This window comes from Pseudomonas gingeri (genome assembly GCF_013385635.1).
Taxonomy (GTDB): Bacteria; Pseudomonadota; Gammaproteobacteria; order Pseudomonadales; family Pseudomonadaceae; genus Aquipseudomonas; species Aquipseudomonas gingeri_A.
On sequence record NZ_JACAPR010000017.1, the window covers coordinates 18,374 to 34,245 of the forward strand.

The 15,872-nt window shown below is 62.5% G+C and carries 17 protein-coding genes; 11 read left to right on the forward strand and 6 right to left on the reverse strand.

Features of this window, described 5'->3' with window-relative positions; all coding sequences use genetic code 11:
* Window positions 1-136 precede the first annotated feature (136 nt).
* The 6 genes from HX851_RS44825 to HX851_RS44850 all read left to right on the forward strand — a co-directional run bounded on the left by HX851_RS44825 (window position 137) and on the right by HX851_RS44850 (window position 3,214).
* On the forward strand, window positions 137-706 hold the full coding sequence (locus HX851_RS44825; protein WP_177056212.1) for an antibiotic biosynthesis monooxygenase: 570 nt from the start codon (window positions 137-139) through the stop codon (window positions 704-706).
* A gap of 105 nt (window positions 707-811) precedes the next feature.
* A complete protein-coding gene (gene folM, locus HX851_RS44830) occupies window positions 812-1,522 on the forward strand; it encodes a dihydromonapterin reductase (RefSeq protein WP_177056213.1) in 711 nt (236 codons plus the stop codon).
* A 24-nt stretch (window positions 1,523-1,546) separates the two neighbouring features.
* Entirely contained in the window at window positions 1,547-2,107 is a 561-nt protein-coding gene (gene folE / locus HX851_RS44835; RefSeq protein ID WP_177056214.1) for a GTP cyclohydrolase I FolE, read from the forward strand.
* 2 nt (window positions 2,108-2,109) lie between these two features.
* Entirely contained in the window at window positions 2,110-2,481 is a 372-nt protein-coding gene (gene folX, locus HX851_RS44840) for a dihydroneopterin triphosphate 2'-epimerase (protein ID WP_042935429.1), read from the forward strand.
* Window positions 2,482-2,586: 105 nt separating this feature from the next.
* Entirely contained in the window at window positions 2,587-2,883 is a 297-nt protein-coding gene (locus tag HX851_RS44845; RefSeq protein WP_177056215.1) for a DUF1244 domain-containing protein, read from the forward strand.
* Complete coding sequence (locus tag HX851_RS44850) at window positions 2,876-3,214, forward strand: HopJ type III effector protein (protein WP_177056216.1); 339 nt, start codon at window positions 2,876-2,878, stop codon at window positions 3,212-3,214. The genes HX851_RS44845 and HX851_RS44850 overlap by 8 nt, the downstream gene beginning before the upstream one ends.
* Before the next feature lie 168 nt (window positions 3,215-3,382).
* On the opposite strand, the gene trxB is transcribed toward HX851_RS44850, so the two are convergent.
* Complete coding sequence (gene trxB, locus HX851_RS44855) at window positions 3,383-4,345, reverse strand: thioredoxin-disulfide reductase (RefSeq protein ID WP_177056217.1); 963 nt, start codon at window positions 4,343-4,345, stop codon at window positions 3,383-3,385.
* A 314-nt stretch (window positions 4,346-4,659) separates the two neighbouring features.
* On the opposite strand from trxB, the gene cysZ reads away from it, so the two are divergent.
* Window positions 4,660-5,415, forward strand: coding sequence for a sulfate transporter CysZ (cysZ, locus tag HX851_RS44860; protein ID WP_177056218.1), 756 nt, complete (start codon window positions 4,660-4,662; stop codon window positions 5,413-5,415).
* A gap of 128 nt (window positions 5,416-5,543) precedes the next feature.
* Window positions 5,544-6,752 carry a glycosyltransferase family 4 protein gene (locus HX851_RS44865; RefSeq protein WP_256262318.1) on the forward strand — a complete coding sequence of 403 codons (1,209 nt, stop codon included), beginning with the start codon at window positions 5,544-5,546 and terminating at the stop codon, window positions 6,750-6,752.
* Between the two features lie 252 nt (window positions 6,753-7,004).
* Here HX851_RS44865 and HX851_RS44870 read toward each other — a convergent pair whose 3' ends face one another.
* From HX851_RS44870 to HX851_RS44880, 3 genes are all read right to left on the reverse strand, one after another.
* Window positions 7,005-8,108, reverse strand: coding sequence for an NADH:flavin oxidoreductase (locus HX851_RS44870; RefSeq protein WP_177066022.1), 1,104 nt, complete (start codon window positions 8,106-8,108; stop codon window positions 7,005-7,007).
* A gap of 155 nt (window positions 8,109-8,263) precedes the next feature.
* Window positions 8,264-8,746: a glutathione peroxidase gene (locus tag HX851_RS44875; RefSeq protein WP_177056220.1), complete on the reverse strand. Its 483-nt coding sequence runs from the start codon at window positions 8,744-8,746 to the stop codon at window positions 8,264-8,266.
* Between the two features lie 135 nt (window positions 8,747-8,881).
* Window positions 8,882-9,367, reverse strand: a complete 486-nt coding sequence (locus HX851_RS44880; RefSeq protein ID WP_145252538.1) for an FKBP-type peptidyl-prolyl cis-trans isomerase — start codon at window positions 9,365-9,367, stop codon at window positions 8,882-8,884.
* Between HX851_RS44880 and HX851_RS44885 the strand changes: the two genes are divergently transcribed.
* The 3 genes from HX851_RS44885 to yihG are packed head-to-tail and all read left to right on the forward strand — an operon-like array spanning window position 9,336 to window position 12,736.
* Window positions 9,336-9,674, forward strand: coding sequence for a DUF3565 domain-containing protein (locus tag HX851_RS44885; protein WP_177056221.1), 339 nt, complete (start codon window positions 9,336-9,338; stop codon window positions 9,672-9,674). The genes HX851_RS44880 and HX851_RS44885 overlap by 32 nt on opposite strands.
* A gap of 56 nt (window positions 9,675-9,730) precedes the next feature.
* Window positions 9,731-11,830 (forward strand): phosphate acetyltransferase, encoded by a 2,100-nt coding sequence (gene pta, locus HX851_RS44890; RefSeq protein WP_177056222.1) that lies wholly within the window; start codon window positions 9,731-9,733, stop codon window positions 11,828-11,830.
* Window positions 11,831-12,736: a 1-acylglycerol-3-phosphate O-acyltransferase, YihG family gene (gene yihG / locus HX851_RS44895; protein ID WP_177056223.1), complete on the forward strand. Its 906-nt coding sequence runs from the start codon at window positions 11,831-11,833 to the stop codon at window positions 12,734-12,736. It abuts the gene before it with no gap.
* 131 nt (window positions 12,737-12,867) lie between these two features.
* Here the strand turns inward: yihG and cysN are convergent, their stop codons facing one another.
* Window positions 12,868-14,766 carry a sulfate adenylyltransferase subunit CysN gene (gene cysN, locus HX851_RS44900; RefSeq protein ID WP_177056224.1) on the reverse strand — a complete coding sequence of 633 codons (1,899 nt, stop codon included), beginning with the start codon at window positions 14,764-14,766 and terminating at the stop codon, window positions 12,868-12,870.
* A gap of 13 nt (window positions 14,767-14,779) precedes the next feature.
* Window positions 14,780-15,697, reverse strand: coding sequence for a sulfate adenylyltransferase subunit CysD (gene cysD / locus HX851_RS44905; RefSeq protein ID WP_177056225.1), 918 nt, complete (start codon window positions 15,695-15,697; stop codon window positions 14,780-14,782).
* Between the last annotated feature and the right edge of the window lie 175 nt (window positions 15,698-15,872).

A 15,872-nucleotide genomic window follows, 5' to 3' on the forward strand; every position in this document is an offset into this window, starting at 1 on the left:
TGCATTCACCGTCTCTGACGGTTTTCCCGAAACAGGGAATAATTCTTGCCTGTTTTTCAGACGCAGCCCACCACCTCGGCGCTGCGTTTCGCGTCTGCCCTACCCGGGCAGCCTGCTGGTCTTGCGGAGATACATAATGTCTACCTCACCCGTCACCATGATGGTGGCACGTCGCGTCGCCGACGGCCGTTATCAGGATATGCTCGCCTGGCTCCAGGAAGGCGAACAACTGGCTACCGACTTCCCCGGCTACCTGGGTTCCGGTGTGCTTGCCCCGCCTCCCACCGACAACGAATTCCAGATGATCTTCCGTTTCAGCGATGCCGCCACCCTGCACGCCTGGGAACACTCGGCCTCGCGCAAGGCCTGGCTGGAGCGTGGCGGCGATCTGTTCGCACGCCCTTCCGAGCACCGGGTCAGCGGCCTGGAAGGCTGGTTCGGCAGCGTCGGCCAGCGCCCGCCACGCTGGAAACAGAGCGTGGCGATCTGGCTGGCCTTCTTTCCGGTATCACTGCTGTTCAACTTCGCCCTGGGCCCGTTGCTGGCCGGACTGGAACTGGTGCCACGGATCCTGCTCAGCACGATGATGCTGACGCCGTTGATGGTCTACTTCTTCATCCCGCTGTCGACTCACCTGCTGGCGGGCTGGCTGCACGGCACCCGGGCCAGGACGTTGCCGGAAGCGGCACCGACGCAGAGCCGCTAGCCACGCGGGACGGCGGTCCCCCGCAGGGTTGTGGAAGGCGTGTCGCTGGTATAGTTTGACTTCAACGTCAATCGACACCCCTTCACTGCTTGCCGCGAGCCCCCGATGCCATCGTCCCCCGCCCCGATCCTGATCACTGGCGCCAGCCAGCGTGTCGGCCTGCACTGTGCAGAGCGGCTGTTGGCGGACGGTTGCCCGGTGATCGTCAGCTACCGCAGCGAACGACCCGGCCTGCTGGCCTTGCGCGAGCGGGGCGCGATCACGCTGTTCGCCGACTTCGCCAGCGAAGCCGGTATCCTGGCCTTTATCGACAGCCTGAAACAGCACACCGACAGCCTGCGGGCGATCGTGCACAACGCCTCGGCCTGGCTGGCCGAAACCCCGGGCGACGAAACCGAGGTGTTTACCCGGATGTTCAGCATCCATATGCTGGCGCCGTACCTGATCAACCTGCATTGCGCGCAATTGCTGCAACAATCGCCACTCGCCGATATCGTGCATATCAGCGATGACGTGACGCGCAAGGGCAGCAGCAAACACATGGCCTATTGCGCCAGCAAGGCCGGACTGGACAGCCTGACACTGTCCTTCGCCGCCCGATACGCACCGCGGATCAAGGTCAACGGCATCGCCCCCGCGCTGCTGATGTTCAACCCCGACGACGACGCGGCGTACCGCGCCAAGACCCTGGCCAAATCAGCCCTGGGCATCGAGCCTGGCGCCGAGGTGATCTACCAGAGCCTGCGCTACCTGCTGGACAACCCTTACGTCACCGGCACAACCTTGACCGTCAACGGCGGCCGGCACCTCAAATAAGCCGCCCCGCGAGGAAACATTGCAATGAGCGCAACGCTGCCCGAGCATTACCGCGAGATCCTCCTGGGTCTTGGCGAAGACCCCGAACGCGAAGGTCTCCTGGATACCCCGAAACGGGCAGCCAAGGCCATGCAGTACCTGTGTCACGGCTATGCCGAGGATCTCGCCGGGGTGGTCAACGGCGCGCTGTTCGCCTCGGACAACGACGAGATGGTGATCGTCAAGGACATCGAGTTGTACTCGCTGTGCGAGCACCACCTGCTGCCCTTTATCGGCAAGGCCCATGTCGCCTACATCCCGACCGGCAAGGTCCTGGGCCTGTCGAAGATCGCGCGGATTGTCGACATGTTCGCCCGGCGCCTGCAGATCCAGGAGAACCTGACCCGGGAAATCGCCGACGCCATCCAGCAGGTGACCAGCGCCGCGGGTGTCGCGGTAGTGATCGAGGCGCAGCACATGTGCATGATGATGCGCGGCGTGGAAAAACAGAATTCGACCATGAACACCTCGGTGATGCTCGGCGCCTTCCGCGACTCGAACACCACCCGCATGGAGTTCCTGCAACTGATCGGACGGAGCAAGTAGCAATGCCACAACTTCAACCGGGAATGGCCCGGATCCGGGTCAAGGACCTGTGCCTGCGCACCTTTATCGGCATCAACGAGGACGAGATCCTCAACAAGCAGGATGTGCTGATCAACCTCACCATCCTCTATGCCGCCCAGGAAGCCGTGCGCGACAACGATATCGACCACGCACTGAACTATCGCACCATCACCAAGGCGATCATCCAGCATGTGGAGGGCAACCGCTTTGCCCTGCTCGAACGCCTGACCCAGGAGTTGCTGGACCTGGTCATGAGCAACGAAGCGGTGCTCTACGCCGAGGTCGAGGTCGACAAGCCCCATGCCCTGCGGTTTGCCGAGTCGGTGTCGATCACCCTGGCGGCGAGCCGCTGAGTCGTTGAGTCCTGCCGTTGAAACCCGGAGCTGCCTGGCATTCGACACGCCAGGCTCTTATCATCGCGGCCTACGTTGATTGCCCCCTCAAGCACAGAGCCCACCATGACCGAGCAAGAACGCCTCGAACTCGAAGCCGCCGCCTTTCGTCGGCTGGTCGCCCACCTGGACAGCCGCAAGGACGTCCAGAATATCGACCTGATGAACCTCTCCGGCTTCTGCCGCAACTGCCTGTCCAAGTGGTACAAGGCCGAAGCCGACGAACGCCAGATCGCGCTGAGCCTCGACGAGGCCCGTGAAGTGGTCTACGGCATGCCTTATGCCGAGTGGAAAGCCCAATACCAGCAAGAAGCCAGTGCCGAACAACAGGCGGCATTCGCCAAAGGAAAAGCCCATGACTGATCTGAATACCCTGCGCGCCAGCCTCGACAGCGGCGAGCATGTCTTCGCCGACACCCTGGCGTTTGTCGCCGCCGGCTACGACTACCAGCCACAGGCCTTCAACAACGGCGGCGTGGAAAATGCCGCCGGGCAGAACGAAGGCTCATGCAAGACCCTGGGCCTGGCATTGCTCGAAGGCCTGAGCGATCAGCACGCGCTGCTGGCCTTCGGCGAGCACTACCGTTCGGTACTGGCCACCCCCGAAGGCAGCGACCACGGCAATATCCGCGCCCTGATCGAGCACGGCCTGGCCGGCGTGAAATTCGCCGCGCAACCGCTCAAGCGCCGCTGATTGTTGGCCACCTGATCGTGCGAACGGTCGGATTCCGTGGGAGCTGGCTTGCCAGCGATGAGGCCTCAAGAGCGCTGCAAGCCTCAAGGGCCTAATCGGCGGCAAGCCGGCTCCTACAATTGACACAAAAAAACCGGCCTCGCGGCCGGTTTTTTTATTTCAGGTCACTCAGAACGAAGCGTTCTGCAGACCGTCCAGGTAGCGTTCGGTATCCAAGGCGGCCATGCAGCCGGCGCCGGCCGAGGTGATCGCCTGGCGATACACGTGGTCAGCCACGTCACCGGCGGCGAACACACCTTCGACGCTGGTCGCGGTCGCATTGCCTTCACGGCCGCCCTGCACCACCAGGTAACCATCTTTCAATGCCAGCTGGCCCTCGAACAGCGAAGTGTTCGGGGTATGGCCGATGGCGATGAAGACACCGTCGACCTTCAGTTCGTCGAAGCTGCCGTCGTTGTTTTTCAGACGGGCGCCGGTCACGCCCATGTTGTCGCCCAGGACTTCGTCCAGGGTGGAGTTGAGCTTGAGGATGATCTTGCCTTCGGCGACACGGGCATGCAGCTTGTCGATCAGGATCTTCTCGGCGCGGAACGTCTCGCGACGGTGGATCAGGGTCACGGTGCTGGCGATATTGGCCAGGTACAGCGCCTCTTCCACCGCGGTGTTGCCACCACCGACCACGGCAACCGGCTTGTTACGATAGAAGAAACCGTCACAGGTGGCGCAGGCGGAAACGCCCTTGCCCATGAAGGCCTCTTCCGAAGGCAGGCCCAGGTAACGAGCGCTGGCGCCGGTGGCGATGATCAGGGCGTCACAGGTGAAAGTGCCGCTGTCGCCCACCAAGGTGTAGGGCTTCTTCGCCAGGTCCACCGCGTTGATGTGGTCGAAGATGATTTCGGTTTCGAAGCGCTCGGCGTGTTCACGCATACGCTCCATCAGCGCCGGGCCGGTCAGGCCGTGCACGTCGCCGGGCCAGTTGTCGACTTCGGTGGTGGTGGTCAACTGACCGCCAGCCTGCATGCCGGTGATCAGCAGCGGCTTGAGGTTGGCGCGAGCCGCATAGACCGCAGCGCTGTAACCGGCAGGGCCGGAACCGAGAATAATCACTCGCGAATGGCGTACTTCAGACATGACTCACTCCTATCGACCGCCCCTGAGACACCGGGGCGGAGCGCCGGCAGACCGGCTGGAATAAAAAAGGACCGCGAAAGCACTTGGGGAAGGCTTGTAGCACACAGTCCTGAAAAATAATGACGTGCAGCGTATCGAGGGGGCGAAGATTAAGGAAATACGCAATAACAATCCAGCTCATAGCAGGTCTCTATGCTGAAGGACGTTCTGCGCAAAGCCTTTATCAGCGAAAACGTTACTACAAATGTCGGCCCTTTCACCGCCTGTGCAAAGCCGGTAAGGTCGGCGCGTTTTCCCCTGCTTCGGAGCCCGTTATGCCCGCACCCGTCATGTCCGGCCCACAATACCTGCGCGAGGGCCTCAAGCTGGTCCTGAGCCCTGGACTGCGGCTGTTTGTCCTGCTGCCGCTGCTGATCAACCTGGTGCTGTTCGTCGGATTGATCTACTTCGCCGGGCATCAGTTCAGCCTCTGGGTCGATCACCTGATGCCGACCCTGCCCGGCTGGCTGAGCTTTCTCAACTACATCCTCTGGCCGCTGTTCGTGGTGCTGGTGATACTGATGGTGTTCTTCAGCTTCACCATGCTGGCGAACATCATCGCTTCCCCTTTCAACGGTTTTCTCGCGGAAAAGGTCGAAGTGGTGGTGCGCGGTACCGATGACTTCCCGGCCTTCAGCTGGGGCGAACTGCTGGCGATGGTGCCACGGACCCTGGCTCGGGAAATGCGCAAGCTGGGTTACTTCCTGCCACGGGCCATCGGCCTGTTCATCCTGTCCTTCATCCCGGTGGTGAATATCATCGCCGCGCCGCTGTGGCTGCTGTTCGGGGTATGGATGATGGCGATCCAGTACATCGACTACCCGGCGGACAACCACAAGCTGGGCTGGAACGAGATGCTCGCCTGGCTGCGGCAGAAACGCTGGCAGAGCATGAGTTTCGGCGGGATCGTCTACCTGGTGCTGCTGATTCCCGTGGTCAACCTGCTGATGATGCCGGCGGCGGTGGCCGGGGCGACGCTGTTCTGGGTCCGTGAGCGCGGGAACGAGGCGCTGGGGCAATCTTCGCGCTAGCCCGATAGCGCCGGGAGCCCATCGGCCCCGGCGCCTTGGCCCGGATGTGCAGGACAAGAACGCCCCCCGTCACAAATCCATCACCCAACTGCCACGGTGTCGCAACGGCCTGGCACGATACTGCAAGCATGATGACAGCTCTGCATATCACCCTGATCACCGAAACCTTCCCGCCCGAGATCAACGGGGTGGCCAACACCCTTGGCCGCCTGTGTGATGGCCTGCGCGCCCGTGGTCACCAGATCGAGCTGGTGCGCCCGCGCCAGAGCTGCGACCAGACCCGCCCCAGCGACACCGAACTGCTGCTCTGTCGCGGCTGGCCGCTGCCGGGCTATCCGGGCCTGCAATGGGGGCAGTCGTCGATGCACAAGCTGCTGCGCCGCTGGAAGCGCCAGCGTCCGGATGTGCTGTACATCGCCACCGAGGGGCCGCTGGGCCTGTCCGCGCTGCGGGCCGCCCGACGCCTGGGGATTTCGGTGGTCAGCGGTTTCCACACCAATTTCCAGCAATATTCCAACCAGTACGGCCTGGGGATGCTGACGCGGCTGCTGACCCATTACCTGCGCTGGTTCCACAACCGTTCCAAATTGACCCTGGTACCCAGCGTCAGCCAGCGCCTGGAGCTGGAGCGGCGCCACTTCGAGCGCCTGGAGCTGCTGTCCCGCGGCGTCGACAGCCAGTTGTTCCATCCGGCCAAACGGCTGAACGAGTTGCGCGAAAGTTGGGGACTGGCCCAGGACGATATCGCCGTGGTGTATGTCGGGCGCCTGGCGACCGAGAAAAACCTCGGCCTGCTGGGTCGCGCCTTTCGCGCCTTGCAGACGACTTATCCACAGCGGCTGATGAAGCTGGTGGTGGTCGGCGACGGCCCGCAACGGACCGCCCTGGCCAAGGAGCTGCCCGAGGCGATCTTCTGCGGGACCCAGCGCGGCGAAGCGCTGGCGGCCCACTACGCCTCAGGGGATCTGTTCCTGTTTCCGAGCCTGACCGAAACCTTCGGCAACGTAGTGCTTGAAGCATTGGCCTCGGGGCTGGCGGTCGTCGCCTATGACGAAGCCGCCGCTGCCCAGCATATCCGTCATGGTTACAACGGCGTGCTGGCCATGCCCGGGGACGAGGAAGCCTTCTGTGATGCAGCCTGCTGGCTGTTCGAAGGCCGGGAAACCTTGCGCAATGTGCGCCTGAACGCCCGCCAACATGCCAGCCGGCAGGGCTGGGGGGCGATCGTCGAACAGTTCGAGAAGCAACTGCGCGGGGCCTGTGACGCACCGCCGGTGGCGCAACGTGCTGCGGCCCTGCCAGCAACCGCCATGCTGAAAACACCACGCAATTTGTAGGCGCTGGCTTGTGTAGGGGCTGGCTTGCCAGCGAAGCTTTTCTGATCGTTCCCACGCTCCGCGTGGTAACGCCGCTATGGACGCTCTGCGTCCGCTTCTGTGACGCAGAGCGCCACGGCTGCATGCCCACGCTGGAGCGTGGGAACGATCATAATTTGTAGGAGCTGGCTTGCCAGCGATGGCGGCAGAACCAGCACTGCAAGGCTTCAGGGCCTCATCGCCGGCAAGCCGGCTCCCACACGTCAGCGTCAGTCAAGCCAGGCTCATCAAGGCGTCACGGCTGAAGGGCAGGATGTCCTGCTCGCGACCGTCGCGCACTTTCACTGCCCAATCCGGGTCGACCAGCAACGCACGACCGACCGCCACCAGGTCGAATTCGTCGTTGTTCAAGCGCTCCAGTAACTTCTCCAGGCTGGCCGGCTGGGCCACCTTGTCGGTATTGACCATGAACTGCAGGAACTCGCCGTCCAGGCCGACGCTGCCCACGGTGATGGTCGGCTTGCCGGTCAGCTTGCGGGCCCAGCCGGCCAGGTTCAGTTCGGAACCGTCGAACTCCGGCTCCCAGAAACGCCGCGTCGAGCAATGGAAAATATCCACACCGGCATCGGACAACGGCTTGAGGAACTCGCCCAAAGCCTCCGGGGTTTGCACCAGGCGCGCGCTGTAGTCCTGCTGCTTCCACTGGGAAAAACGGAAGATGATCGGGAATGTCGGCCCCACCGCGCCCCGCACGGCCTGGATCAGTTCGATGGCAAAGCGCGAACGGTTGGCCAGGCTGCCGCCGTATTCGTCAGCGCGCTGGTTGGTGCCTTCCCAGAAGAACTGGTCGATCAGGTAGCCGTGCGCACCGTGGATCTCGACACCGTCCATGCCGATGTTCTGGGCATCACGGGCGGCCTGGGCGAACGCGGCGATCACCTCCTGGATATCCTGGTGACTCATGCCGTGGACCACGACCTGGCCGTCCTTGAGTTTTTCGTTCGGACCGTAGCCGGGAACACTGGCGTCCGGTTCAGTGCCCAGGCGACGCACGTTGCCCACATGCCAGAGCTGCGGAACGATCCTGCCGCCCTCGGCATGCACGGCATCGACGACCTTTTTCCAACCGGCCAGGGCCGCTTCACCATAGAAATGCGGCACATTCGGGTAACCGTTGGACGCCGGGTGCCCGACGGTCGTGCCTTCGGTGACGATCAGGCCGACGCCCGCCGCCGCGCGCTTGCGGTAGTACTCGATGACTTTCGAATTGGGCACGCCACCCGGGGAAAACGAACGGGTCATCGGTGCCATCACCACGCGGGTCGGCAACTCCAGGGTGCCGAGGTGGAAAGGTTTGAACAGGGCTTTGACCGGCATCGGAGACACTCCACGGTTGAAGGGGAATTTATGATCAGGATAATATTCCGCCCACAGCGTAGTGCCCAGCACTATTGATCTGAGTGATTAAGCTTTAGAAGTATCCGGTCATGCAGGACTGTGGGAGCGCAGTTCGCTCCCACAGGCAGCCGGTATCAGGCCAGGGCCTTCTCGATGGCCTGGACCACCGTCGGATCGTCCGGCGCGGTACGCGGCGAGAAACGCGCGAGCACGCGACCGTCCTTGCCCAGCAGGAATTTTTCGAAGTTCCAGGTGATGTCCCCGGGAAACTCGGCGCCCTCGCCCGCCAGCAGGCGATACAGCTGGTGCCGGTCGTGACCGTTGACTTCCAGTTTGCTGCTCAACGGAAAGCTCACGCCGTAGTTGAGGCTGCAGAACTCGCGGATTTCTTCCTCGGTCCCCGGTTCCTGTCCGGCAAACTGGTTGCACGGCAGGCCCAGCACCGTGAAGCCCTGGCCCTTGTATTGCTGGTAGAGGTTTTCCAGCGCGGCGTACTGCGGCGTCAAACCACACTTGGAGGCAACATTGACCACCAGCACGACATGCCCCTTGAAGGGTGCGAGAGGTAGGTCCTGGCCATCCAGCGCTTCTAGTGTAAGGTCGTGAAAAGCACTCATGACGAACTCCCGATATTCCCGTGTTACGTCTCGACATTGTTGCCCGACACCACGACCGGTTTCCAGATAAAAACCGCGGCGGACTAAAAAGGCGCCCGTGGGCGCCTTCCAACTACCAGAGCTTAGCAGCAGAAATCAGTGGTGATGGCCACCTTCGCCATGGACGTGACCATGAGCGATTTCTTCCTGGCTGGCGTCACGGATATCGACGATCTTGACCTGGAAGTTCAGGCGCTGGCCGGCCAGCGGGTGGTTGCCGTCAACGGTGACGTCATCGCCATCCAGATCACGAATGGTAACGATCTGCATCTGGCCGTCCGGAGCGGAAGCGTGGAACTGCATGCCCACTTCCAGCTCGTCGACACCTTCGAACATGCTGCGGCTCAGGGTGCTGACCAGCTCGGCGGCGTATTCGCCGTAGGCATCTTCAGGTTCAACGGCTACGGTCAGCTCGTCGCCGACGGTCTTGCCTTCCAGGGCCTTTTCCAGGCCCGGAATGATGTTCCCTGCACCTTGCAGGTAGACCAGCGGCGCGCCGCCGGCAGAGCTGTCGATGACCTCACCAGCGTCGTTGGTCAGGGTATAGTCAATGGAGACAGCCTTATTGGCGGCGATCAGCATGGGGCGAGACCTTTTGCATAAGAATGAAGAACGGACAAGTCTAAACAAGGATTCGTCCGAAAGCGAACGGAACCCGGACGGACGGGCCAAGACCCATCCGTCAACCGTCAGCGGCTTCCACCAGGACGAGGACGGGTACTGGGTGGCCGAGCTCTCCTGCGGCCATACCCAGCACCTGCGCCATCAGCCGCCCTGGCAGTCCCGCGCCTGGGTGCTGGATCCGGCACAACGCTCGGCAAGAATCGGCCAGCCCTTTGAATGTGGTTGGTGCGCACAGGGCTCGGTTAGCGCTAACCTTGGCGTCTGAATACCGCAGGGGACCAGTCATAGGTTCTCGCACTTGCGCTCCTTTAGAGACTACGCATGCAAACTTTTTTTATCGCGCCCACCGATTTTGGTGTGGGTCTGACCTCGATCAGCCTCGGGCTGGTACGTACACTGGAACGCGCCGGCCTGAAAGTCGGTTTTTTCAAACCCATTGCCCAGCCGCACCCGGGTGATACGGGACCTGAGCGCTCGACCGAGCTGGTGGCCCGTACCCACGGCCTGAAACCGCCGCAGCCGCTGGCCCTGGCCCATGTCGAGCGGATGCTCGGCGACGGCCAGCTCGACGAACTGCTGGAGGAAATCATCACCCTCTACCAGCAGGCCGCCGTCGGCAAGGACGTGCTGGTGGTCGAAGGCATGGTCCCGACCCGCAGCGCCAGCTATGCCGCACGGGTCAACCTGCACCTGGCGAAGAGCCTGGACGCCGAGGTGATCCTGGTTTCCGCGCCGGAAAACGAAGTGCTGACCGAACTGTCAGGCCGGGTCGAGTTGCAGGCGCAGCTGTTTGGCGGCCCCAAGGATCCGAAGGTCCTCGGCGTGATCCTCAACAAGGTGCGCACCGACGAGAGCATGGAGGCCTTTGCCGCCCGCCTCAAGGAACACTCGCCGTTGCTGCGCAGCGGCGATTTCCGCCTGCTGGGCTGCATTCCCTACCAGCCGGAACTCAACGCCCCGCGTACCCGTGACGTCGCCGAACTGCTGGGCGCCCAGGTGCTCAACGCCGGTGACTACGAAACCCGACGCATGTCGAAGATCATCATCTGCGCGCGCACCGTGCTCAACACCCTGCAACTGCTCAAGCCGGGCGTGCTGGTGGTGACGCCGGGCGACCGCGACGACATCATCCTCGCCGTCAGCCTCGCCGCGCTCAACGGCGTGCCCCTGGCCGGCCTGCTGCTGACCAGCGACACCAAGCCCGACCCGCGCCTCATGGAGCTGTGTCGCGGCGCCCTGCAGGCCGGCCTGCCGGTGCTGTCGGTCAGTACCGGTTCCTACGACACGGCCAACCAGCTCAACGGCCTGAACAAGGAAATCCCCATCGATGACCGTGAGCGCGCGGAAATCATCACCGATTTCGTCGCCAGCCATCTCGATGCCCAATGGTTGCACCAGCGCTGCGGAACGCCACGGGAAATGCGCCTGACCCCGGCGGTGTTCCGCTATCAGTTGATCCAGCGGGCCCAGGAGGCCAACAAGCGGATCGTCCTGCCCGAAGGCAGCGAACCGCTGACGGTGCAGGCCGCGGCGATCTGCCAGGCGCGGGGGATTGCCCGTTGCGTGCTGCTGGCCAAGCCGGCGGATGTCGAGGCGGTCGCCAAGGCCCATGGTTTCGAACTGCCGCCGGGCCTGGAGATTCTCGACCCGGACCAGATCCGCGGGCGTTATGCCGAGCCGATGGTCGCCCTGCGCAAGAGCAAGAGCCTGAATACACCGATGGCCGAGCAACAGCTGGAGGACACCGTGGTGATCGGCACCATGATGCTGGCCCTGGACGAGGTCGACGGCCTGGTGTCCGGGGTGATCCACTCCACCGCCAACACCATCCGCCCGGCCCTGCAACTGATCAAGACCGCGCCGGGCTGCACGCTGGTGTCGTCGGTGTTCTTCATGCTGTTCCCCGAGCAGGTGCTGGTCTACGGCGACTGTGTGATGAACCCGCACCCGTCCGCCACCGAACTGGCGGAAATCGCCCTGCAGAGTGCCGACTCGGCACAGGCCTTCGGCATCACGCCGCGGGTGGCGATGATCAGCTATTCCAGTGGCGAATCGGCCAGCGGCGAGGAGGTCGAGAAAGTCCGCGAAGCGACCTTGCTGGCCCACGAATCCCAGCGCGACCTGCTGATCGACGGCCCGTTGCAGTACGACGCCGCCGCCAACGAAAACGTCGCCCGGCAATTGGCCCCCAACAGCCAGGTCGCCGGTCGCGCCACGGTGTTCGTGTTCCCCGACCTGAACACCGGCAACACTACCCACAAGGCCGTGCAGCGCAGCGCCGACTGCGTCAGCCTGGGGCCGATGCTGCAAGGCCTGCGCAAGCCGGTCAACGACCTGCCACGGGGCGCTCAGGTGGACGATATCGTCTACACCATCGCCCTGACCGCGATCCAAGCCGCCAACCGACCTGTGGATATCTAGATGCTCGACTTTCTCCCGGCCCCGGCACGAGGCGTGATCGCCTCGCTGCTGTTGGCATTGAATACCCTCCTGCTGTGCTCGTTCCTGTTCTGCGTGGCGCTGTGCAAGGCCCTGCCCTTTGCCCTCACCCAGCGTTTCACCGGCTGGTTGATGAACCATACCCATGAGGCCTGGATCAGCAACAACAAGGCCTGGATGCACCTGGTCCGCAACACTCGCTGGCACCTCAGCGGCCTGGAGGGCCTGGACTACCAGCACTCCTACCTGGTGACCAGCAACCACCAGAGCTGGGTCGACATCATGGTCCTGCAGTACGTGCTCAACCGGAAGATCCGTCCGTTGAAGTTCTTTCTCAAGCAGGAGCTGATCTGGGTCCCGGTCATCGGCCTGGCCTGGTGGGCCCTCGGTTTCCCCTTCATGAAGCGTTACTCCAAGGCGTATCTGGAAAAGCACCCGGAAAAGAAGGGCAAGGACCTGGAAACCACCCGCAAGACCTGCGCGAAGTTTCGTGACAACCCTGTGGGTATCTTCAACTTCGCCGAAGGCACGCGCTTTACCCAAGGCAAGCATGCGCAACAGCAATCGCCGTTCCGCTATCTGCTCAAGCCCAAGGCCGGGGGCATCGCCTTTGTGCTGGACGCCATGGGTGAGCAGTTGGAATCCATCGTCAACGTGACCATTCATTATCCGGGTGGAAAACCGGGCTATTGGGACCTGTTGTGCGGCAACGTGCGGGAGGTGGTGGTGCATTTCGAAGAGCTGAAGATCCCGCCGCAGTTCATCGGCCGCAACTATGACCAGGACGGCGAGTATCGCCTGGCGTTCCAGGGCTGGATCAACCAGCTGTGGGAAAACAAGGACGCGCTGCTGGCGCAGATGCATCGCGAGTATCCCGCCAAGTCTTGAGGCGCCGCCAACGTGCTCCTACGGGTTCGTGACATGTTCGAAACAATGCTGATCCGCGAAAGCGATCTCACAGCACATAAAAAAGCCCGCAGCCGATCACTCGACTGCGGGCTTTTTGTTGCGACTGAGGCTTAGATCGCGCCGCGCTGACGCAGCAGCTCCAGGACTTGCTTGACGCTGTCGTCCAGCGACAATGCTTGCGTATCCACCACCAGATCGGCATTGAGCGGCACGTCGTACGGGAAGGATTCGCCCGGAATATTGTCGCCACCGGCCGCGTACAGGCCCTGCGGATCACGTTCCTGGCAAGCCTGCGGCGAGGCCTGGACGTAGACGGTGAGCAGGCGCTCGCCGCCGATCAGGGCCTTGGCCTGTTCACGGCCTTCGGCATCCGGCGCAACGAACGCGGCCAGGGTCAGCAGGCCGGCTTCGTTGAACTGGCGCGCCACGTGGGCGGCACGACGCCAGTTCTCGGTGCGTCCGGCACGATCCTGCGGCAGGCCCTTGTTCAGGTCATGACGCAGGTTCTGGCCGTCCAGTACGAAAACCGCCCGGCCCATGTCGAACAGCTTGCGCTCCACGGCATAAGCCAGGGTGCTCTTGCCGGCACCCGAGAGGCCGGTGAACAGCACGGTCGCCGGCTGCTGGCCGAAGCGCTGGGCACGCTCCTCGGTCGCGACATGAGCCAGCTTGCCATGGTGCGTGGCGCTGCCATGGGCCAGCGGCTGGGCGACGATCATGCCCGCGCCGACGGTGCCGTTGGTCAGGCGGTCGATGATGATGAACGCGCCCGTGGTGCGGTTGCTGTCGTAACCGTCCAGGGCAATCGGTGCGTCCAGGGCGATCCTGACCTTGCCGATCTCGTTCAGTTGCAAGGCGCTGGCCGGACCTTCTTCGAGGGTGTTCACATCGACCTTGTTGACGATGCTGGCAATCGAACCCGGCACGTAGCTGGTAGCGCGCTTGATGTCGTATTTCTTGCCCGGCAGCATCGGCTCCTCAGCCATCCAGACCAGCATGGCCTCGAAGCTGTCGGTCACCGGCGGCACGTTGTCGGCATGCACCAGCAAATCGCCACGGGAGATATCGATCTCGTCTTCCATGGTCAGGGTCACGGCCTGGCCGGGGCCGGCGTGCTCCAGTTCACCTTCGAAGGTGACGATGGACTTGACCCGGCTGCTCTTGCCCGACGGCAGCACGACCACGTCGTCGCCCTTCTTGACGATGCCGCTGGCCAGGGTGCCGGCGAAACCGCGGAAGTTCAGGTTCGGCCGGTTGACATACTGCACCGGGAAACGCAGGTCGGTGAAGTTGCGATCGCCCGCCACTTCCACGGTTTCGAGGATTTCCATCAGCGACTGGCCGGTGTACCAGGGCGAACGCTCGCTCTTGTTCACCACGTTGTCGCCCTTGAGGGCCGACATCGGCACGAAGTGCATGCTCGACGGCTTCATCTTCAGGCCTTCGGCGAACTTCAGGTAGTCGGCCTTGATCGACTCGAACACGCCCTGGTCGAAGTCCTTGAGGTCCATCTTGTTGATGGCGACGACGATGTGCTTGATCCCCAGCAGGGAGGCGATGAAGCTGTGGCGACGGGTCTGGGTCTGCACGCCGTAGCGGGCGTCCACCAGGATGATCGCCAGGTCACAGGTGGAGGCACCGGTGGCCATGTTGCGGGTGTACTGCTCATGGCCGGGGGTGTCGGCGATGATGAACTTGCGCTTTGCGGTGGAGAAATAGCGGTAGGCGACATCGATGGTGATGCCCTGCTCGCGCTCGGCCTGCAGGCCGTCGACCAGCAACGCCAGGTCGATATCGTCACCGGTGGTGCCGACTTTCTTCGAATCGCGGGTAATGGCTTCCAGATGGTCTTCGTAGATCATCTTGGAGTCGTGCAGCAGGCGCCCGATCAGGGTGCTCTTGCCGTCGTCGACGTTACCGCAGGTCAGGAAACGCAGCAGTTCTTTACGCTCGTGCTGGCCCAGGTAGGCGAGGATGTCCTCGCTGATCAAATCAGATTGATGCGACATGCTTAGACCCTGTTTAGAAATAGCCCTGACGTTTCTTGTCTTCCATGGAACCTGCGCCATCGTGATCGATGACCCGGCCCTGGCGTTCGGAAGTACGCGTCAGGAGCATTTCCTGAATGATGTCCGTGAGGGTTTCAGCCTCGGACTCCACCGCGCCCGTCAACGGGTAGCAGCCAAGGGTACGGAAACGCACCTTCTTCTTGACGATACGCGCCTTGTCCTCGTCGGACAGGTGCTCGAGGATCCGCTCGTCGTCGATCATGATCAGGGTGCCGTTCTTCTCGATGACTTCACGCTCGGCGGCGAAGTACAGCGGCACGATCGGGATGCCTTCGAGGTAGATGTACTGCCAGATGTCCAGTTCGGTCCAGTTCGACAACGGGAAGACACGGATCGACTCGCCCTTGTTGACCTTGCCGTTGTACACGTTCCACAGTTCCGGACGCTGGTTCTTCGGGTCCCAGCGGTGCTTGCTGTCGCGGAAGGAGTAGACGCGCTCCTTGGCGCGGGACTTCTCTTCGTCACGCCGGGCGCCGCCGAAGGCCGCATCGAAGCCATGCTTGTCCAGGGCCTGCTTGAGGCCTTCGGTCTTCATGATATCGGTGTGCTTGGCGCTGCCGTGGGTGAAGGGGTTGATGCCTTGCGCCACGCCATCCGGGTTGACGTGGGTGATCAGGTCCAGGCCCAGCTCGGCAACCATCTTGTCGCGGAAGCTGTACATCTCCTGGAATTTCCAGCGGGTGTCGACATGCATCACCGGAAACGGCAGCTTGCCCGGGAAAAACGCCTTGCGCGCCAGGTGCAGCATCACGGCGGAGTCTTTACCGATGGAGTACAGCATCACCGGGTTATCGAACTCGGCGGCCACCTCGCGGATGATATGGATGCTTTCCGCCTCCAGCTGTTTCAGATGCGTCAGTTTGTCGACCATGGCTACTCACGAAAAGCGTTCTTATGGACGGCCAGCGGGCCGTGTTCGAGCGAGGCATGCTAGCACAGCGACCTATTCTATTGAGGAGGCCAGCTAGATCGAAACGATATAAGAATATACCACCCTGTTTGGCAACCGCCCCTGTAGGAGCCGACTTGAACTGGTCAAGTAATTC